Source organism: Affinundibacterium fentianense (assembly GCF_018139545.1).
Taxonomy (GTDB): domain Bacteria; phylum Pseudomonadota; class Gammaproteobacteria; order Burkholderiales; family Burkholderiaceae_D; genus Undibacterium; species Undibacterium fentianense.
In genome coordinates, this window is the sequence record NZ_JAGSPJ010000007.1 from 205,476 (window position 1) to 225,521 (window position 20,046).

The 20,046-nt window shown below is 46.4% G+C and carries 14 protein-coding genes and 1 pseudogene; 11 read left to right on the forward strand and 4 right to left on the reverse strand.

The features are described 5' to 3' along the window. Positions 1-217: 217 nt before the first annotated feature. Positions 218-964 (forward strand): annotated as a pseudogene (locus KDM90_RS16195) (TorF family putative porin). 118 nt (positions 965-1,082) lie between these two features. On the opposite strand, the gene corA reads toward KDM90_RS16195, so the two are convergent. Further along, positions 1,083-2,048, reverse strand: a complete 966-nt coding sequence (corA, locus tag KDM90_RS16200; protein WP_212676673.1) for a magnesium/cobalt transporter CorA — start codon at positions 2,046-2,048, stop codon at positions 1,083-1,085. Positions 2,049-2,368: 320 nt separating this feature from the next. On the opposite strand from corA, the gene KDM90_RS16205 reads away from it, so the two are divergent. The 6 genes from KDM90_RS16205 (at position 2,369) to KDM90_RS16230 (ending at position 10,765) form a co-directional block, all read left to right on the forward strand. Next, complete coding sequence (locus tag KDM90_RS16205) at positions 2,369-5,980, forward strand: hybrid sensor histidine kinase/response regulator (protein ID WP_212676674.1); 3,612 nt, start codon at positions 2,369-2,371, stop codon at positions 5,978-5,980. A gap of 163 nt (positions 5,981-6,143) precedes the next feature. Continuing rightward, positions 6,144-7,343, forward strand: coding sequence for a pyridoxal phosphate-dependent aminotransferase (locus tag KDM90_RS16210; protein WP_212676675.1), 1,200 nt, complete (start codon positions 6,144-6,146; stop codon positions 7,341-7,343). A gap of 111 nt (positions 7,344-7,454) precedes the next feature. Next, positions 7,455-8,186 carry a sulfotransferase family 2 domain-containing protein gene (locus KDM90_RS16215; protein ID WP_212676676.1) on the forward strand — a complete coding sequence of 244 codons (732 nt, stop codon included), beginning with the start codon at positions 7,455-7,457 and terminating at the stop codon, positions 8,184-8,186. A gap of 45 nt (positions 8,187-8,231) precedes the next feature. After that, the gene (locus tag KDM90_RS16220; RefSeq protein ID WP_212676677.1) at positions 8,232-8,918 is read left to right on the forward strand and encodes a methyltransferase domain-containing protein; all 687 of its coding nucleotides are present in this window, start codon (positions 8,232-8,234) and stop codon (positions 8,916-8,918) included. Between the two features lie 110 nt (positions 8,919-9,028). Further along, positions 9,029-9,655: a putative metalloprotease CJM1_0395 family protein gene (locus KDM90_RS16225; protein WP_212676678.1), complete on the forward strand. Its 627-nt coding sequence runs from the start codon at positions 9,029-9,031 to the stop codon at positions 9,653-9,655. Between the two features lie 96 nt (positions 9,656-9,751). Next, positions 9,752-10,765, forward strand: a complete 1,014-nt coding sequence (locus KDM90_RS16230) for an alpha/beta hydrolase (RefSeq protein ID WP_212676679.1) — start codon at positions 9,752-9,754, stop codon at positions 10,763-10,765. A 171-nt stretch (positions 10,766-10,936) separates the two neighbouring features. On the opposite strand, the gene KDM90_RS16235 is transcribed toward KDM90_RS16230, so the two are convergent. Then, positions 10,937-11,491 (reverse strand): cytochrome b, encoded by a 555-nt coding sequence (locus KDM90_RS16235; RefSeq protein ID WP_212676680.1) that lies wholly within the window; start codon positions 11,489-11,491, stop codon positions 10,937-10,939. Between the two features lie 342 nt (positions 11,492-11,833). Here KDM90_RS16235 and KDM90_RS16240 point away from each other — a divergent pair, with 342 nt between their 5' ends. The 3 genes from KDM90_RS16240 to KDM90_RS16250 all read left to right on the forward strand — a co-directional run bounded on the left by KDM90_RS16240 (position 11,834) and on the right by KDM90_RS16250 (position 15,768). After that, entirely contained in the window at positions 11,834-13,051 is a 1,218-nt protein-coding gene (locus tag KDM90_RS16240; RefSeq protein WP_212676681.1) for a sensor histidine kinase, read from the forward strand. Between the two features lie 59 nt (positions 13,052-13,110). Continuing rightward, positions 13,111-13,860: a LytR/AlgR family response regulator transcription factor gene (locus tag KDM90_RS16245; RefSeq protein ID WP_212676682.1), complete on the forward strand. Its 750-nt coding sequence runs from the start codon at positions 13,111-13,113 to the stop codon at positions 13,858-13,860. Between the two features lie 444 nt (positions 13,861-14,304). After that, the gene (locus tag KDM90_RS16250) at positions 14,305-15,768 is read left to right on the forward strand and encodes a M4 family metallopeptidase (protein ID WP_212676683.1); all 1,464 of its coding nucleotides are present in this window, start codon (positions 14,305-14,307) and stop codon (positions 15,766-15,768) included. A gap of 49 nt (positions 15,769-15,817) precedes the next feature. Here the strand turns inward: KDM90_RS16250 and KDM90_RS16255 are convergent, their stop codons facing one another. After that, complete coding sequence (locus tag KDM90_RS16255) at positions 15,818-16,819, reverse strand: sodium-dependent bicarbonate transport family permease (RefSeq protein ID WP_212676684.1); 1,002 nt, start codon at positions 16,817-16,819, stop codon at positions 15,818-15,820. Between the two features lie 99 nt (positions 16,820-16,918). Between KDM90_RS16255 and KDM90_RS16260 the strand changes: the two genes are divergently transcribed. Next, a complete protein-coding gene (locus KDM90_RS16260; protein ID WP_329605337.1) occupies positions 16,919-17,806 on the forward strand; it encodes a LysR family transcriptional regulator in 888 nt (295 codons plus the stop codon). 75 nt (positions 17,807-17,881) lie between these two features. On the opposite strand, the gene KDM90_RS16265 is transcribed toward KDM90_RS16260, so the two are convergent. Further along, on the reverse strand, positions 17,882-19,942 hold the full coding sequence (locus KDM90_RS16265; protein WP_212676685.1) for a tetratricopeptide repeat protein: 2,061 nt from the start codon (positions 19,940-19,942) through the stop codon (positions 17,882-17,884). Between the last annotated feature and the right edge of the window lie 104 nt (positions 19,943-20,046).

The following is a 20,046-nucleotide window of genomic DNA, read 5'->3' on the forward strand; positions in this document are numbered from 1 at the left end:
TCGAAGTGATTGAAGTACAACAGGGAATGTACCGCAAATCTTGTCATTCCCACGTGCTGTCTGCGGGAACCTAGCGGCGTTGTTTGATCAACCGAAGACACTGGACTCCTGCCTGCGCAGGGCTGACGCAGTAAAAAGTATTTGTGTCCTTGCTGAAGACTGATTCAACAAGAACATTCACCAGAACGACACCGTCGTTAATTTGAAAGGAAGTAAAATGAAAAACGTATTCGTAGTTGCAGCTATCGCGACTTTGTTTAGCAACCAAGCAGCGCAAGCACAAGATGCAGCACCAACTGTGAAGCCTGAACATTAAGTCAGCTTCAATGCAGCCTTAGCCACCGACTATCGTTATCGCGGCATCTCTCAAACCCGTTTACAACCCGCTTTGCAAGGCGGTGCAGATTATGTGAATAATCCATCTGGCTTGTATGCAGGTGTGTGGGCATCCACCATCAAATGGACCAAAGACGCAGGCGGTGGAGGTAGTGTTGAAGTCGATTTGTATGCAGGTAAGCGCGGTGCATTGACTAGTGACATCAGTTATGACGTCGGTGTTTTGACTTACGTGTATCCATCCAATGGATTGGCCGTGAGCGCGAATACGACAGAGATTTATGGTCAGCTCAATTACGGTTCAGTGTATGCGAAATATTCGAACTCCACGACGAATTTGTTTGGCTTTGCAAGCAGTAAAAACAGTGGCTACCTAGACATCGGTGCGAACGTGGAAATAGACAGTGGCTTGGTCTTGAATTTACATGCGGGGCATCAACAAGTGAAAAACAATAATACCTACACCTATACCGATTGGAAAATCGGCGTTACGAAAGATTTCGGCGTCCTCAGTGCGTCTTTAGCTGTCATTGGTACGAATGCTGGTGAAGTTGCTTATGCCTCACCCGCGAATGGAAAATTCCTTGGTAGAACTTCTGTTGTGGCTATGGTGGGCAAAACTTTCTAAGATTGGATAGGGAACGATCGCACTATCTAATGGGCGACACGATTCGCCAAATTTCGCCAAATCGATGTCTCTCGACGGACTTCTTTTTGGTGAATCGTTCACCCAAATTCCATAGTCCTCACAACCAACCAGATTTTTTGAAGCGATAATATAGGTAAGCGCAGACACTTACCATCAATCCAAGTGCAGCGGGATAACCATATTCCCATTTGAGTTCTGGCATATGTTCAAAATTCATACCCCAGATCCCAGCGAAGGCGGTTGCTACCGCAAAGATCGCAGCCCAAGCAGCGAGTCGTTTGTTAACTTCGCTTTCGTCAATGTTGACCAGCGATAAACTAACTTGTATCGCCGTGCTGATCGTGTCCCGGATCGATTCAATTGATGTATTGATGCGGTAGAGATGATCGTGCACATCGCGGAAATATTCTTGCGTGCCGACACAGATCGGTGGAACGCGTCCACCATCAAGCTTGCTAACTGCTTCGAGTAAAGGTGCAACGGCATGTTTTAAAATCATCACTTTACGTTTAAGTTGGTACAGTTGTTCAATATTTAAACGTTGTGAGCCTTGGGTAAAAATGTGGTCTTCTATTGCTTCTAGTTCTGACTCCAAAGCATCCACCACTGGGAAATAACGATCGACCACCGCATCCATCAAGGCGTACAAAACAAAGGCAGAACCCTTCATGAGATGATGCGGTTCACGCTCGCAGCGAGACCTGACCCCAAGAAAACCTTGTTGGCAGCGATTGCGCGTTGATAAAACGTAGTTTTCACCGACAAAGACATCGACTTCGCCGACAGATAATTCCCCATCGATGATTTCTACAGTTTGCATGACAGCGAAGAGAGAATCGCCATATTCTTCGATTTTTGGACGTTGATGTCCCTTCATCGAATCTTCTACGGCTAACTCATGTAGGCCAAATTCCCCCTGCATCTGCGTCAGTTCATCGGCTTCTGCATCTTTTAACGCAACCCATACAAAGCAATCGCTTCTCTTGACATATTCACTAATGTCTTCCACCGAAATATCGGCGAGTTTCTTTCCTTCTTGGTAGGCCACACAATTAATTAACATGCTTTGTACGCTCCAAATCCTTGTTCTGCATTCGCATCCGTCCGTTCAGGAGGGGGAAGCTTGGCATCATATCGCGAAACTTGAGATCAATCATGCTTTGCTGAGTCCGAGATGGGTTGATCGATTCGTCTCTATGTAGGAAAGTGAATCCTATCGACACGCCCGCGGGGATCGAGTTCCGATGAATCTAGAAGACCAGTTGCGCAACAGAAAACGCTGATTTTGGGCAATTTTTTTATAAAAATGGCTAGAAAGCTGTACTTCACCTTTAGAATCTCAGCTTACCCAGATTCCCATAATCGGATTCATTAGATTGCCGCATGTTGAAAAATAAAGCCTCATTTTCTGATTGGCACTACAAAATAGTGATGCTGACGCTCGTGGTCGTGCTCGGCATTTTGGATATTTGGGCTAGCAGTCAATGGCAGCGCAAAGCTGCCCCGCTTGTGGCAGGTGAAATTGGCGCGATCTTTGGTGTTCCAGATCGTCACTACCGACTACCGATAGAAAAACTGGAGCCAGGTTCCCCTTTACTGAAGGCCGGCGCCAAAGTCGGCGATCGTGTCGTTTTCGAGCAATTGGGTGATCAAAGTCGTTTGTTGAGCTTGGATGAGCAGGTGCGGCTTTGGTGGTTCCCATCCGGTGAAACGACACCAGTTGGCAAATTATTGGTACTCAGTCCACATCCTAAAAATTTGCGCCATGCAGAAATTTGGCTATCTGTCACTTTGCTGCAGTTTGCCACGACATTTATCGCGATGTTTATTATTCTGATGTTGGTACGGCGGCATGCGAATAGTACACCGATGCGTGCATTGGCGATGGCAATGATGGCGATTATTCCAGACACCTTCATTACGTATTTACCGGGAGGTGCATTACAAAATTGGTTGACCGCCTACTTGTTTCCGATTGAGTTATTTGTCGGCTATGTTTTTTTTACGTATTTCTGTCTGATCTTTCCAGAGAGTCGACCTCATTGGCGTTTGCGTTGGGTCAGGATTGTTTTCTATATTTATGCGCTTTTCTTTGCGAGCTATACATGCTGTTACATCGCACAAAATTTGGAATTGTTACCCTGGGAACTGCGTGAATTTTTGAATTTACGTTTGTGGCGCCGCGCGATGGCAATCACATCCGTGATATTTTCTTTAGGTGCTTTAGCGATTTCCTGGCGTGCGAGCAGTGGCATTACACGCCAACGTTTGGCTTGGATTGGTTTTTGTATGAGCCATATCTATGCGATCTATCTGTTCTATAACTTATTCCGCATCATGGACGAGGAAATTTCGCTCGCCTATTTTGAGTTGTGCATTAATCTGATTATTTTTCTCGCTTATGGCGGTCTAGGTTATGCCTTACTTCGAAATCGTTTATTCGATTTTAGTTTTGCATTGAATCGATTTAGCGTCTATGTTTTGCTCGCGCTTGGCCTAATTACTTGTTTGATTTTGATGCAGTTATTCGCTACGCGTTATTTGAATTTGGATGCCCGATGGAAGACCTTGATGTTCGACTTCGTTTGTGGGCTTATTTTCATCCTTGCATATAGACCGTGGCGAGAAATCTCGGAGCGTTTGGTTCGAACTTGGTTGTATCCGAAATGGCGGGTACAGGAGGAGGCGCTGCAAATTGCCGTAGCGAACGCCGCTGATATTCAGGGCAGAGAAGCGCTGCTGGAGCACTATATTCATAGTTTTCATTCCTACACGGGCGGGGCGCTGAGTGCGATTTATCTCTACCACGATGGCCAATGTCGCAAAATCGCGGGCGATTTTGTCCTAGCGCCTAAAGAAATTGAAACTTGGGGGGGCGACTTAGCGCGAATTTTGCGCGCTCGTGTGCCACTCTCCTTGAGCGATGTTGCTGGTGAAAATGCCTTGGTGATTCCTTTCACCCATCGCGGTAATTTGACTGGAATGTTATTAATTGGTGGTCGACCTGACTTCAATCAATATCGCCCCGATGAAATCCGAACTTTAGTGCAAACGGCTGCACTGCTGGATCAAGATTTGCAGGCCGAGGCGCAACGCTCGCACCAACAAATGTTAGCGGACAAAATCGCTGCAGAATTGCAAGCGCGTGAAGCAGCAGAGTCGGCGAACCTAGCAAAAAGCGCATTCCTTGCGACCATGAGTCACGAAATTCGCACGCCGATGAATGCAATCATTGGTTTGGCCTATCTTTCTTTACGCACTGAAATGAGCCCACGACAACGGGATTATTTGAATAAGATCCACGAGGCTGGCAATACATTGTTGGGAATTATTAATAGTATTCTGGATTTTTCTAAGATCGAAGCGGGAAAAATGGAAGTCGATTTCAGTCCTTTTTCTCTCGATGATGTGATGACGCATGTGAACACAGTGACGGCGCAGCGGGCCTTTGAAAAAGGCTTGCGATTGAGTATTGATGTCCCGCCGCATATCCCACGTTATCTCGTCGGCGACGCACTACGGCTAGGACAAATTCTTGTTAATTTAGTCAATAATGCGATCAAGTTTACCGAACAGGGTGAGGTGTCACTCACAGTGGAACTCAATGGGAGCCATAGTCAACATCCAGCAAAGAGTCTAAATCTCCATTTCTCAGTGCGAGACACGGGTATTGGTATGACGAATGATCAACTTTCGAGATTATTTTCTGCATTCACCCAGGCAGATAGCTCTACTAGTCGTAAGTTTGGCGGAACGGGTCTAGGCTTGTCGATCTCACACCAGCTGGTCGACTTGCTCGGTGGCCACATTCACGCTACCAGTGAAATTGGCCTAGGTTCATGTTTTGAATTTAGTTTGCCATTTGATCTGTGTAGTGAGTTGACGCTGCAACAGATGGGAACGACCCTGTCAAATACGCACCAAACTTATCACGACACACGGATTTTGTTGGTCGAAGATAATCAGATCAATCAACAAATCGCGGTCGAATTGCTTGCGACGGTAGGCATCCATGTAACGGTTGCCGATGGTGGGCAGCAAGCTTTGACTATTTTGGAACAACACGCAGTTGCAACATTCGATTTAATTTTGATGGATCTTGAGATGCCTGGCATGGACGGACATCAGGCCACCATCGCGATACGTCAGCAAGCTATTTACTATGCAATTCCGATTATTGCGATGACGGCACATGCGATGGCGGATGTTCGTCAGCGTTGTTTGGAAGAAGGAATGCAGGATTTTCTTTCGAAACCAGTACAACCGACTGCCTTGTTTTCAACCTTGGCACGTTGGTTGAAACACAAAGTCACGACCGCATCGAGTTTGGCTATTCAGCAAGAGCAAGCGGACTATCAGGTGACAGGTGAAACGATGGCGACGATCGACGCCGACGATTTTTCTCATTTTAGACATATCGATGCACAGCGCGGTTTGAGTTTAATGATGGGGAAAGCGAGTCTGTACGTACAGGTGCTGCATCGTTTTCGTGAGGGCCAAACGCAGACTTCCGCCCAAATTTATGAATCCATTATGCAGCAACAGTTTGAACGGGCCTTACTTTGCGTTCATACACTAAAAGGTTTGGCCGGCAGTATTGGCGCGACACAATTGCAGCTAGACGCGAGTCAATTAGAAACAGCAATTCAATCGGATGGCTTGCCAGAGCATTGTCTCAATTTGGCCGAAAAATTGGCGATCTCCCTACAAAATGTGTTGAGCGATTTACGTCATTTGCCAGTCGTTCCGATCCCCGCCTCCTCAGTCGATCAGGATAAGCTCGTGGTGAGCCCCGAACAATGGCAATCAAGTTCACAACAACTCATCGAATTATTGCGCAGCGACAGTGGCGACTGCCCTCAATTTTTTGATCAGCATCGGCATATCTTCGCGCAGTTTATGGAGACTGAACGTGTGAACGAAATTGCCCAATTCATCGCGGACTATGCTTACGAAGAAGCACTGGCCCATCTCCTTGCTGGCGGTCCAAATTAATATCGCAGCGGAATCGACACAGCGCATGACGAAAAAACGGATGAATCAACAGCTATCACCCATGGTTAGCTCTGCGTCTTCTCTGATTTGCTTCAATGACATTTCTATCAATGCGGCTTAACGTTACACTGTCGATATCGACTTAGTGCCCTTTAAGGAAGTTATGGAAAGTAGAAAAGCCAGTGCGACAATAGCGCGATCTTACAGTCAGCGCAGCCAAGCAATAGAACCATTTCACGTCATGGCGTTGCTGGCTCGCGCAAATGAATTGCAAGCTGCTGGACATGACGTCATACATCTTGAAATCGGTGAGCCAGATTTTGTCACAGCGGCACCGATTATTCGAGCAGGGCAAGCTGCATTGGCCGCAGGCCATACACGCTATACCGCGGCACGCGGATTGCCAGCTTTACGTGAAGCCATTAGTCAGTTTTATCAAATACGTTATGGACTTCAGATTGCACCACATCGTATCTTGATCACACCAGGCGGTTCTGGCGCGTTGTTGTTGGCTACGAGTTTATTAGTCAATCCTGGTAAGCACTGGCTAATGGCAGACCCTGGTTATCCGTGCAACCGTCACTTTTTACGCCTTGTTGAAGCTTCCGCTAAATTGGTGCCAGTTGGTGCCGAATCAAACTACCAATTGACCGCCGATTTAATTCGTCATTTTTCGGACGAAAATACAGTTGGATCTTTAGTTGCTTCACCGGCCAATCCTACGGGAACAATACTTGATCGCGATCAATTGCGGTCGATTTCTGACGTGTTAAGCGCACAAGGGCAACATTTGGTGGTCGACGAAATCTATCATGGACTGACTTATGGAACGGATGCGTGTAGTGTGCTTGAGGTCGATGATCATGCTTTTGTGTTGAATAGTTTTTCAAAATATTTTGGTATGACTGGATGGCGACTTGGTTGGTTGGTCGCACCTGACGCCGCGGTGCCCGAGTTGGAAAAACTGGCGCAGAACCTATATATCAGCGCATCAAGTGTGGCGCAATATGCGGCATTGGCTTGTTTTGAGCCTGAGAGCATTGCGATTTTCGAGGAACGACGTCAAGCATTCGCGCAACGTCGAGATTTTCTTTTGCCAGCATTGCGTGAACTCGGATTTAAAATTGAAGTGGAGCCGCAAGGCGCGTTTTATCTTTATGCCGATATGAGTGCGTTTGGTGGGGATGCGTATCGCTTCTGTCAGCATTTTTTAGAGACGGAACACCTCGCATTTACGCCGGGCTTGGATTTTGGTCAACATCGCGCACAGCAACATGTACGATTCGCCTATACTCAGGATTTATCGCGTTTGCAAGTTGCGGTTGACCGAATCGCCCATGGTCTAAGACATTGGCAAGGATAATCTGATGATAGTCACTTTGCGAAACTCGAGAGACGACGTACGGGGCGTGGGCAATCTGGCTACTGCGTTGGTATCGCGAATTGGTACAAGTCGATTCGGGAGGGTGTGTCGATGATCATTAGTCATCAGCATCGTCTCGTGATTCTATTCCCGTGGAAAACGGCGAGTCAGACAATTCGTTTCCGTTTGAAGCATCTTGATCAGTCTCCCTATCCGAAGAGCTATCATTTCAATCCTTATTTGCAGCGAGTTGTGCATCAACATATTACCTTGGCTGATTTTTCTTTGTTACCCGAAGCGCAACTAGGCTATCGGCTCGCGGTATTTGTGCGCAACCCATATGATCGAGTGTATTCAGGATTCCAACAAATTTTGCGCGATGCCTTGTCGCAACCCAAATGGCAACTGCCCGCAAGCTGGATACACCAATTGGTAACACAACAATTGGCAGATAATTTTGAAGAAATTTGTCGATCGAGCTTTGACATCAATCGATGGTTTGCGCAGTTGCCGCTACATAAGATCTTAGAACTTGGTCGTAACAGTAGTTTATATCTCCATCCTTGCTCCTATTGGACACATCGTGTAGATCAGTTGGTGGTAGATTTTGTTGGCAAGGTAGAGAGCTTTGAAGAGGATTTTGCTCGACTCTGTGAACTGTATGGCTTGGAGCCTGCATCCACTGTGTCAGTGAACCAGACTCCGGCGAGTGAACTCCCGAAAGTGCAAGCAATTCATGGGTTTCGCTACGCGAAATTATTTGAGCCGCAAAACATCGAGAAGATTAATGCCGTATTCAAATCGGACTTTGTGCATTTTAACTACCCAATTTTAACCCCTTGATTTCTGTTGATTTATCAGCGAAACGCAAATTTTAAAGAGAACTTCATGCATCCAAGTGCACTGCAGAATTGTCAACTTTTCTTCGATCATTATCATTCCGGTTTTTCGCCCGACGCACAAGTCATGGAAATTGGTTCACAAGATGTGAACGGCAGTCTACGGCCTATTTTTTCTCCAACTTTCTCTTATACAGGGGTGGATTTTGTTGCCGCGAAGGGTGTTGACGTCGTCTTAGATGATCCCTACCAATTGCCGTTTGCCGATGCGTCCATGGATGTGATTGTTTCGAGCTCCTGTTTTGAACATTCAGAAATGTTTTGGTTGGTATTCTTAGAGGTGATGAGGGTTCTCAAGCCTCATGGCTTGTTTTATTTGAATGTGCCATCGAATGGCGCTTTTCATCAATATCCGGTGGACTGTTGGCGTTTTTATCCCGATAGCGGAAAGGCGCTGGTTACATGGGCAAAACGGAATGGAATACCAGCAGCATTGCTCGAATCCTATGTCAGCGAGCAAGGGACAGGGCAATGGAACGATTTTGTTGCGGTATTTCTGAAAGACGAGGCACATGTCACACGTTACCCTTCGCGGATTACGCAGCATGTAGAAACTTATCGGAATGCGTATCGATTTGAATCCAATGAAATTCAAAAGCTTGCCGTATTGCCAGAAGATATGCGCAAGCTTGTGTTGATTCATAAAGTCATTGCCGGCAAGGTCGCGCTAAAATGAGCTCCTCTTCTTGTCGTCTTAAATCGATCATATTCGCATTCTGTTGAGATTGTCTTTTTGATTCTTGCGAACTATCATGAAGTTCTAGTCAGGATCAGATGGAGTTCGGTATGGCAGTCGGCGCAATCGAATCTGCAACAAACTATGCGACAGGACTTTATGTTGGTCGTCGTGGATCTGAGAATAAGTCCGTGGGCAGCAATACGACAGCGCAAGATACCAGTGTCACTTCGTCACAGCTTAGTTTATCCATTTCGTCGTCGACATCGTCTGGACTCAGTGATGTTGAGTTGACACAACTGGCTAAATTACAAGCACGCGACTTGGCTGTGCGGCAACACGAATTAGCGCATTTGGCAGTAAGCGGGGGATTGGCGACCTCGGCAGCGAGTTTCACCTATGAAAAAGGTCCTGACGGTGTGAATTATGCGGTTGCTGGTGAAGTCAGCATTGACACATCACCGGGTCAAACGCCCGCTGAAACGATACAGAAAGCACGTCAAATTCAAGCTGCAGCACTTGCGCCAGCCGATCCTTCCGCGCAGGATCGCGCTGTTGCGGCCAGCGCACAACAGATGGAAATTCAAGCAATGGCTGTGTTGGCTTCCGTGCCTTTTTCGAGTCAGTCATCGATGCTGGGGCAGCCAGATTCGTCACGTAATCAGCAGACCAATGCGGTGCGGGAAGCGTATATGCCGAGCACCATCACCAGCGTCGGCATAAGTCTCTACGTTTGATTAATTTTCTAGTAAATCTATTTGATAATCCTCTACAATCGCGCTGATAGTTGGGTGCCGAATGGCCTCGTCTGGCCTTTGAAAATGGAGGAATGCATGATGCAGTGGATTCGTTTTGTGAAATGTAGCTTGTTCCTAGGTTTGCTATTTAGCGTCATTTCAGCGCGTGCTGAGTTTATTCAAAGTAGCATTGTTATTGGCGAAGGAGCCAATACTTTATATGGAAGTCTGCTCATCCCTGCGCATAAAACAAAACCAGCGGTCGTCTTGATTCTCTCTGGATCTGGACCAACTGATCGCGATGGAAATAGTCCAGCATTGCCAGGAAAAAATAATGGCTTAAAGATGCTCGCGGAAGAACTCGTGATTGCCGGTTTCGCTTCGGTTCGGTTTGATAAGCGCGGCATAGGCGAAAGTTTCGCCGCTGGAATGCGCGAGGAAGACTTGCGCTTTCAGACCTACGTGAATGATGTCAAGAAATGGATACAAACTCTAAATCGAGATGCGCGGTTTAGTGGTGTGATCGTTTTTGGTCACAGTGAAGGCGCGACCTTGGGTTTGCTCGCCGTGCAGCAGTTGATGCAAGAAAAACAGAGTGAACAAGAAGGCAGCAATGCAGTCAAGTCCTATGTATCGATAGCAGGTCCGGCGCAATCTGCTGCAAAAATTTTACGTATGCAGCTTGCGGATAAATTGCCACCTGATCTTGCAAAGATCAATGAAACGATTTTAAGCCGCCTAGAAAAATCAGAAACTGTTGCCGACATTCCCGCTCCGCTTCTGGCACTCTATCGTCCTAGTGTACAAAATTATTTGATCTCTTGGTTCCCCATTGTACCCACTGATATCATCAAAAAGTTGACGATTCCGACGGCGGTATTTCAAGGTGATACGGATATCCAAGTTGGCGTTGCACAGGCTATTCAGCTAGCCCAAGCACAGCCAAAAGCCGAACTGCATATTATCAAGGGAATGAATCATATTATGAAGACCGTGCCAGCTGATACTACACTTCAAGTGGCGTCTTATAGTGATCCCAACATGGTATTGGATGCCATCTTTTTAAAGAAACTGATTCAGTTTTTGAAGTCCGTCTCTATGGATAAATAGATCACTATCCTCAATTTTTATTTCCAAAAAAAATTGCCGATTTCAATCGGCAATTCTGAATGCAATGGGGTGGATATGTAGCCATGTGATGGATTGCGTACTACGTATCGCAATCGAATTTGGGACATCTATTTGGTCGATGATGTAGAGAATAAAGCAGTCACGCTCGCCCTAAGGTAGCATGCGTTTGAGCGTGTTGTCCTTCACGATGTAGTGATGATAAAGCCCAGCAAGTGCATGGAAGCCAATAAGAAAATAGCCGCATTTTCCTATCGTGACATGAATCTCTTCGATTTGCTCCGCGAGCGCTTTGTCTGTGCCAATTAGTGCGGGGAGTTCCAAACCGAAAAATGGGATGCTCTGGCCTTCTGCACTGAGAATCATCCAACCCGCCAATGGCATGCCTATCATCAGTGCGTACAATGCGAAATGCATGAGTTTGGCGAGTTTTTCTTGCCATGCAGGTGGAGTGGGCACGATGGCTGGTGTTGTGCTGCGGATTCTAGCGAGAATGCGGACAAATACAAAGCCTAGGACTGAGAGGCCGAGCATAAAATGCCACATCTTCATGGCTTTGCGCGGGTCGCTACCTTTAGGGAAAAATTCGCGTAGCTCAATTGTCGCGTACACGGCAATCAATAAAATCAGCATCAGCCAGTGTAAGCGAATGCTAAGTTGATGATAACGCGCGGTCCTTGCGGTGTTGAGTGAATTCGATTCAGACATAGTAGACATCCTAGGAAATGAAAAATGGGCGCGGCATATTTTCTATCATAGGGCATGTTCAACCTATTGGGAATCGTGAAAAGGCGATTAGGTCTGTTTGGGTGAAGAAAGTTGAGGTATTTTGCTTTGACGCAAATTAAGGTGATCACAGATAGAGACAAGTTCATACGATCGCATCCTTATGCAAGTGGAAGTCGCTGCTGAAACGGATAGGTGTTTTGAACTTTTCGTGTTTCAGACCAAAGAAATCGTCGTCGATCTCAATCCGTTACAAGGAAATGCTTAGGCTGTTTTATATTGCCGCATCGGAACTTGCTCTAACCAACAAGAAAGGTGAGAAAAATGTGGAAAAAAATGACATCTTGGTATGCCCATTGGGATGAGGAATTATTAGGCGTTCTCGCGAACCCAAAAGCAATCGAACAGATTGATAGTCCATGGCGCCGCTGTCTTGCACGGCGTCTAGGCTCGCTTAGTCCAATTGAGCGCGCGCAACTTCGTGAGTTCTCTGTGTCATTCCGTGGTGCCAAGCTGTGGTGGGCTATCGCGAAGCTCTGCTTGTTGTTTAGCATGTTCGGATTGTTCTTGCAGTTGTTTCGCCCAAAGTTAGACTGGTGGGTGTTGGTTCTAGTCGCGAATCTCATCGGTTGGGCTTTAAGCTTTTCTTTGATTGGTATTTGGTTCAATTATCGACAAATTGCCAAACATCGGCTTCGTGTTTTATTGAGTGGCGCGCTGGGCGTCTGTGTGGGACTCTTAGGTGGGGCGATGGTCGGTGCCTTGATTAAGGGAAAAAATATCGTGCAGAGCATTGAGCAAGATGCGCCGAATGTCATCAAAGTCGCCCTGATCCTTGGGGTGATTTATGCACTACTCATTGGTATGGTGGCAGGTTGGCGGAACAAGAACTATGAAACGATTAATGCTCAGTTGGAATTAGAAGCCGAGCGTGAGAAGAATGCACGACAAGCCAGTGAATCCCAACTGCGCCTATTACGGGCACAGATTGAACCCCATTTCCTTTTTAATACCTTGGGCGCGGTGCAACAGTTGGCAGAACAAGGAGCACCGCAAGCCGCGCAACTGACAGCGAACTTGATTGTATTTTTGCGGGCAAGTATGAGTGAGATGCGTTCAGATCAAATTAGTCTTGCGGAAGAATTTCAATTAGTGCGTGCGTATCTTGAGGTCATGCAAGTAAGAATGGGGTCGCGTCTGGAATTCCATTTGGACTTACCACGCGATTTGGGCGACATAAAGCTTCCAAGTATGGTCTTGTTGACGCTCGCTGAGAATGCGATCAAGCATGGTATTGAACCATCGCTGCGTGGTGGATCCATTCAGATTTCAGCAAGCAAAATCGAAGACACCGTGGTGGTATTGGTGCAAGATAGTGGCATAGGTTTGAGTGATAAGCCGAGTACTGGAATCGGTCTCCAAAATGTACGAGATCGCTTGCGCTTGTTGTACGGTGCGCGAGCCGAGCTTGCTATCAGCGAAGTTGAGACGGGTGGCGTATTGGCGGAATTGCGCATGCCAATTATTCCACAAGGTGTTTAAATCAGAGTTTGAAGATCGAATTGATGAATGCAAACGCTCAGTTAACCACAGGAAAATTCATGAACATCAAAATCTTAATTGCAGAAGACGAACCCTTAATGCAAACGCGGCTCCGAACTCTCTTGGAAAAACTGTGGCCAGAAGCGAATATCGTCATGATTGCTGAAAATGGGAACGATGCTTGGGATGGTTTTTTAGAGCACCAACCAGAATTAGTTTTTCTTGATATTCGTATGCCTGGCTTGTCTGGTTTACAGGTTGCGCAAAAAATTGGTCATGCTGCGCATATTGTTTTCATTACCGCCTACGACCAATACGCGATTGAGGCATTCGAGGCAGGTGCGATAGATTACCTGCTTAAACCCGTACAAGAGGAACGTCTGGAAAAGTCCTTGCAAAGAGTTGAAATGAAATTGCGGTCTAACCCAGCAGATATCAGCGCAGTGTTGAAAAATTTGCAGGCGTTAATGCCGAGTCAAAAGCATGAAAGAATCAAGTGGATTAAAGCCAGTGTTGGTAAGCAAATTCGATTGATTGATGTCGACGACATCTTATTTTTTCAATCAGACACGAAATACACGCGCGTAGTATTGGCCGAGTTTGAAGCCTTGGTGCGAACCCCTTTGAAGGACTTATTGGAGGGTTTGGACACCGAACGATACTGGCAAGTGCATCGTTCCACAGTCGTGAATGTGAAAGCAATCGCTGCCGCAGAACGGCTGGATGCGGAACGCATGCAGCTATTAATCAAAGGACATGCCGAGAAGTTACTGGTTAGTAGAAACTTTACGCATCTCTTTCGAGACTAGAATAAGTGGTATTGTTTCTCAATGGAAATGATTTTGTTGAAAAAAGTTGCAAATCGACATAATTATTTATATTAATAAATAGCATTAAAAACATCTCCGTTTGTTTTTTACAACTCCAAAAAATATTTTTCAGACCACATTTAATTTAGTTTTCGTCTATGTAAACCAGCCTATTTTGACAAAAATTAGAATCCTCTACCCAAAAATTTTGTCTCGTACAAATTGATACGAATCGCTACACTTTTCATACAAATTCAGAACCCAAGAAGATTTGCGATGAATTGGGTCAGGTCGAACGTTCGGGGAGATCTTGTCGTCAAAAGCGGCAAGCATTGATTTCAAAATGGGTTGTTGAAGTCAATGTGAAAGGGGCCAGCTAGTCTGGCCGTTTTCGATAATTCAGTCTGTTCATAATTATTTAAAAATATTTGGGGAAAATTAATTATGGTAAAGCAGCAAAATAACGTAGTACGTCCAGCTTTAATCGCAATCTTAGTTGCCAGCGCCTTCAGTGCTCAGGCAGCAGATCGCGAAGTCTTCACTGGCTTTGGCAATGCAAGCATCGCCGGCATGGGTATCAAAGCAGGCGATTTGAAAGCAGAACGGAGCACGACTTACGCTAACGGTCTGAAAGTCACTCGCCATCAACAACTCTTCCAAGGTGTCCCAGTATGGAATGAAGCCGTGGTCGAGCACGTCGAAAAAAATGGTCGTTCGCATTTAACTGGCGCTCTCCTGCGCAATATCGATCGCGATCTGCCTACTATCCGCCCGATTTTCTCCAAAGCAGATGCGCTGATTCAAGCGAAAACAAAAGCACAAATTTTCGAGACAGAAAATGATCAAGTTAAAATGTATGTGAAACGCGGTGATAACGGTGTTGCACACTTGGTCTATGTTGTTTCATTTAACGCGACCAACACAGATGAGCCACGCCGTCCATTTACGATGTTGGATGCGAACACTGGTCAAGTATTGAGCCAATGGGAAGGTATTAACCATGCAAACGGCACGGGTCCTGGCGGCAATACGAAAACGGGTCAGTACGAGTTTGGTACGAAGTATGGCTATCTGAATGTGACACAAAGCGGCTCGACCTGTTCATTGAATAATACGAATGTTGCGACCTACAACATGAATTCTTTGACGAAGGTTCCTTCTGCGCCACATAGCTTTACTTGCCCACGTAACACCGTCAAAACGATTAATGGCGGCTACGCGCCAATGAATGATGCGCACTACTTCGGCGGTGTGGTCTTCAACATGTACCAAGCTTGGGTGGGTGTCCGCCCAATTAGCCAAAAATTGTTAATGCGTGTGCATTACAAACGTGCTTACGAAAATGCATTCTGGGATGGTACAGCGATGTATTTCGGTGATGGTGCGACCACGTTCTATCCTTTGGTTTCTCTGGACGTGACATCACACGAAGTGAGCCATGGCTTTACCGAACAAAATTCTGGTTTGGTGTATTCCGGTATGTCGGGTGGTATGAATGAAGCGTTTTCCGACATGGCGGGCGAGGCTGCCGAGTTCTACATGAAAGGCTCGAACGACTTCTTAGTCGGTAAAGAAATTTTCAAAGGATCAGGTGCGTTGCGTTACATGAATAATCCACCATTGGATGGCGCATCGATTGACAATGCGTCGAAATACACGAGCTCCTTAGATGTGCATTACTCTAGCGGTGTGTACAACAAGGCATTCTACTTGTTGGCTACAAAAACAGGATGGAATGTACAAAAAGCTTTCCAAGTGATGGCAGATGCAAATCGTTTGTATTGGACCGCAAACAGCACGTTTAACCAAGGCGCTTGTGGCGTTGAAAAAGCTGCGGTAAATCGTGGCTATGTTAAAGCGGATGTGACGGCAGCATTTTCAGCAGTCGGCGTTACTTGCACACCGTAATGTGAATCGCTATGTGTAAAAAAAGCCTGGTGCTTCACCAGGCTTTTTTTTATGGTGCGGCGAATCCATACAATTGACTTGCGATAGAGATGTAAAGAGGAATACCACATAGCAAATTCAGCGGAAAGGTTAAACCTAGAGACATGCCTATATAGAGACTAGGATTCGCTTCCGGTATGGCGTATCGAATGACGGCAGGCACCGCAATATAGGACGCGCTCGATGCTAGGACCATTAAGAGGATGGCATCACCGAGTGAAACTTGGCAGACCCATGCTAGCGATAGAGCGATCGCCGCATGGCATAGTGGCGCGACGACGGCAAATACCAGTATCCATGGTGACTGCTGGCGTAGCCCACTTAAGTTCCGGGCTGCCAATAATCCCATGTCGAGTAAGAAGAAGGCTAATAGTCCTTTGAATAGATCAACTGAGAATGGTCGCATGATTGCCTCTCCGGTCGCACCGCTGATGATCCCGATTAGTAAGGAACCAATTAGCAGCAATTGCGCGCCATCCGTCAGTGATTCATGGAGTAGCTTACTGATCGAGTGCGGTGAATCCGTGTGACTCGATGTTGCGCTTAGATTTCGATTGGCAGTCAGTTTTTGTCGTTGGCGGTTCGCGAAAAAGATCGCAATGATCATCGCGGGTGATTCCATTAATGCCATTGCTGCCGCCATATAGCCGCCAAAGTCGATATGTCTTTGTTCGAGTACCTGTGTCGCTGTAATAAAAGTGACCGCACTGACTGAACCATATGTTGCTGCAACCGCTGCGGCGTCGAAACTTGAAATAAACAGACGCAAAACTTGGTAAGCGAGTAAAGGAATAATAATGGCCAATCCAATTGCGCATGCAAGTGAGAGGATAACTTGATTCGTCATTCCCGTTTTTGCAATCGCAAATCCTCCCTTTAGTCCCAGCGCCATCAGCAAATACAGAGACAAAAAGCGTGATATGGCAGGCGGAATCTCTAAATTTGATCGACAAGCACCAGCGAAAAGTCCAAAAAGAAAAAATAATATGACAGGATCGGTAAAGCTCGGCATCTAAGTAATTCCTTCTAGCGTGTTGTGAGTGGGCGCGATTGTAGAGTGATCGTTGTATAGAGTAAAATCAATAATAATGATTGTTACCATAGACTAAATATGATGAATATCACTTTTCGACAGCTCAGAGTGTTACTCGCTGTGGCCGAATGTCGAAATATCACTGCTGCAGCGCATGCGTGCCACATTACCCAGCCTACCGTCTCGATGCAGTTAAAGGCCTTGGCTGAAGAGTTTGGTTTACCTTTGCACGAAGTGGTCGGGAAACAGGTTTATCTCACATCCGCAGGCGAGGCCGTAGTTCAGTCTGCGTTATTGTTGGAAAAGGAAATGAATTATCTCGAGCAAACACTGAACGCCCTAAAGGGTCACACGAAGGGGCAATTACGTGTCGCGGTGGTCAGCACGGCAAAATATTTCGTGCCACGAATGTTGGGGAATTTCTGCAAGCAATATCCAGAGATCGATATTGCCTTTGAAGTCTTGAATCGAGACGGGGTTGTGAATCGACTCAAGGCGAATGCGGATGACTTATATATTATGTCGATGCCGCCAAGTGATATGGATCTTGAGCGTCATCAATTTATGGAAAACCCACTTGTTTTGATTGCACCGCTAGACCATCGTTTTGCGAGCCGAAAACGCATCAAACTTGACCAAATCGAAAACGAACAATTTGTGCTACGTGAGGCTGGCTCAGGCACACGTATGGCATGCAATCGTTTTTTTGAAGCCCATCAACTCAAGCCCAAGATTCGTCTTGAGCTGGGCAGCAATGAGGCGATTAAGCAAGCTGTCGCTGGGGGCCTTGGCATCGCGGTGATTTCACGTCATGCTTTAAATCATCAACCTGCATCGGAAGGATTGGTGGTGTTGCCTGTTGCGGAATTTCCTATTCATTCGAATTGGTGGATTATCTACCCGCAGGGTAAGCGGTTGTCGCCTATCGCATCAGTTTTTTTTGAACATCTGCAAGACTGGGCTTAGGGATGGAATAGAGCGGATCTGATGAAAAATTTTCTTGCTACACCATACTATTGTGTGGCGCGCGCTATTGCCGTTTTATTTGTTTGCATTCGATGCGAGCGATAAATGTTTTAATTGCCGTATCTCCATTATCTGCGCTTCGGTCGTTCCTAGCGAGCGTGCGATGGCTAAATTTTCCATAGCCAAAGTCGGTTCATTCAGTTCGGCATAGGCGCGCGCAGCAAGCAAGTAAATTTGAGGGTTGGTTTGTTTCGTTCTGAGCGCATGGTCGATGGAGGACCGTGCGCGAGCGCTATGTCCGAGCGTTGCTTCGATGCAAGCTGCTTGAATCACCAACCAACTATCATTTGGACTACGTGCTAAACGCACGGACAACAGTTCGAGTGATCTCTGAAAAGCAGCATGCGCTTCTTGCGTGCGAGTTGGGTCAAGAATAAGCGCCTCAGCGAAGGAGTTCCAAACTTCGTAGCTCTGTGGATTCTGTTGTATGGATTTTTCGAATGCAGATAAGGCAATCGCCAGTTCGCCACGTGCGAACTGAGTTTGCCCTAAGCGTAGATACAACACCGCATCTGGACGTACTTGTAAGCCCTGTTGAAGTACTTGTAAGGCTTCTTCTTTACGGTTTAGGCCATCAAGCGTGGTTGCCAAGAAACCATACGAGAGTGTGACATCAGGGTGATGTTGAATACTCAGTCGAAACTGTTGTTCAGCTTCTGCGTGTTTGACCTGATTTAATAGCGCGACGCCCTTAAGATTAAGCAATAGCCAGTCGAACGGAAATTTTTTTAACGCTAAATCACTGGCTTGAATTGTTTTTTCGAATTGGCGCGATAATAACAAGACCCGAACTTCCGTTTGCCACGCGAGCAAATTGTCGGGTTGCAGTTCTTTTGCTTTACGCGCAGCTTTGATCGCCAATTCGAAATCTTGCCTTGGATCGAGCACCAAAGCGAGGGCGATCTGACTGACCGCGAGATTCGGGTTAAGACTTTGCGCAAGTTGCGAGCTGGCCTTTGCTTTGCCTAACCAGAATTCATCTGGATTGTTGCTACGGTAGCGGTAGCTATATACGATGGAAAGTCCAGCGATTGCAGCAGCATTGTTAGGATCACGTTCTAAAATACGATTGAAATGTTGGGTCGCCGCGTCTAGCATGGGCGGAAGGTCGTATCGTGCTAGTGCTCGCATGCCCAATTTAAATTCACGACTTGCGGAAAAAGGGATGAATGCTTGGAGTTTCCATTTCCAATCATCTGGTGCATTAAGAATAACACCACCCACCAATAATGCACCGCAAAGTGTGAAACCGACTTGCAAACGTCGCCTTTTATACCGTGCCGCTTGAAGTTGTTGCGACAATTGCTGCAGTTCGCTCCCAGACAAACTGCCGGAACCACCTTCGGCATCGATTTGCTGATTGCACGCCTCAATTAGGTCTTGATAGCTGATTCGATTGATTTCCTCTTCGCTTAGCATGGATAGAATCAGTTCTCGGATTGCTGGCGTGACGGCTGTTGGCCAGCTCCAATGCTCGGAATGTTGTTCGTCGTCAGGAATAATCCCGGTCAACATACGATAGAAAATCACCGCCAGCGCCCGGAGATTGTTAGGCCGATCGGAAGGCAATTTCGAAGTGAAGCTTGATAGCAAATTGAGAATTCTGATGTGCTGATTTTGGTCAATCAGAAGATGGTTAGCTTGGAGTGCAATATCCACTAATCCCGCGGCCTGTGCTTCCAGTAATGCCGCTGCAAGTTGTCGGATGTGCATTAGCGCGGCTAAGAGTTTGTTATGCCGCTGTGCAATCCATGTGTTGAGATCGGATCCCTGCACATACTCAGTAACGATGAAGGTAGAAGTGTCGCTGGCTTCTAAAGCGTGAATTTTTGCGAAAGCACGATGACTAAGTGAGGCTGCGATGCGCGCACGCTGCAGAAACACCGCCGTCTCTTCATTGTTTAAGCGGATCTCGGTAATCACAACTAAGCGATGTAGATGTTTGTCCCAAGCGCCGTAACTAATCCAATGAGGATGATCGGTCACCATGCGGAAACGCAACTCATAGTGTTGCAAGCTGAGCGGCAGGTCACGCATCATGGTATTGTCGTTGAGATCGTAGACTTCACTTGGCATGGTAACTCGTATGAAAAATACAATCTCACTTTATAAGACTGGGTTGGGGACTGGGGTTGCAAGCGCATGAAGGTCGCGAAGTGCGAGTGTGTAAGCTCAACCAT

Excerpts from the sequence above, each read along its gene's own strand:
- KDM90_RS16260 (WP_329605337.1), top strand. The coding sequence starts at position 16,919 with ATGATGAATATCACTTTTCGACAGCTCAGAGTGTTACTCGCTGTGGCC.
- KDM90_RS16250 (WP_212676683.1), top strand. The coding sequence starts at position 14,305 with ATGGTAAAGCAGCAAAATAACGTAGTACGTCCAGCTTTAATCGCAATC.
- KDM90_RS16225 (WP_212676678.1), top strand. The coding sequence starts at position 9,029 with ATGGCAGTCGGCGCAATCGAATCTGCAACAAACTATGCGACAGGACTT.
- KDM90_RS16205 (WP_212676674.1), top strand. The coding sequence starts at position 2,369 with ATGTTGAAAAATAAAGCCTCATTTTCTGATTGGCACTACAAAATAGTG.
- KDM90_RS16265 (WP_212676685.1), bottom strand. The coding sequence starts at position 19,942 with ATGCCAAGTGAAGTCTACGATCTCAACGACAATACCATGATGCGTGAC.
- KDM90_RS16255 (WP_212676684.1), bottom strand. The coding sequence starts at position 16,819 with ATGCCGAGCTTTACCGATCCTGTCATATTATTTTTTCTTTTTGGACTT.
- corA (WP_212676673.1), bottom strand. The coding sequence starts at position 2,048 with ATGTTAATTAATTGTGTGGCCTACCAAGAAGGAAAGAAACTCGCCGAT.
- KDM90_RS16245 (WP_212676682.1), top strand. The coding sequence starts at position 13,111 with ATGAACATCAAAATCTTAATTGCAGAAGACGAACCCTTAATGCAAACG.
- KDM90_RS16235 (WP_212676680.1), bottom strand. The coding sequence starts at position 11,491 with ATGTCTGAATCGAATTCACTCAACACCGCAAGGACCGCGCGTTATCAT.
- KDM90_RS16240 (WP_212676681.1), top strand. The coding sequence starts at position 11,834 with ATGTGGAAAAAAATGACATCTTGGTATGCCCATTGGGATGAGGAATTA.
- KDM90_RS16215 (WP_212676676.1), top strand. The coding sequence starts at position 7,455 with ATGATCATTAGTCATCAGCATCGTCTCGTGATTCTATTCCCGTGGAAA.
- KDM90_RS16230 (WP_212676679.1), top strand. The coding sequence starts at position 9,752 with ATGATGCAGTGGATTCGTTTTGTGAAATGTAGCTTGTTCCTAGGTTTG.
- KDM90_RS16220 (WP_212676677.1), top strand. The coding sequence starts at position 8,232 with ATGCATCCAAGTGCACTGCAGAATTGTCAACTTTTCTTCGATCATTAT.
- KDM90_RS16210 (WP_212676675.1), top strand. The coding sequence starts at position 6,144 with ATGGAAAGTAGAAAAGCCAGTGCGACAATAGCGCGATCTTACAGTCAG.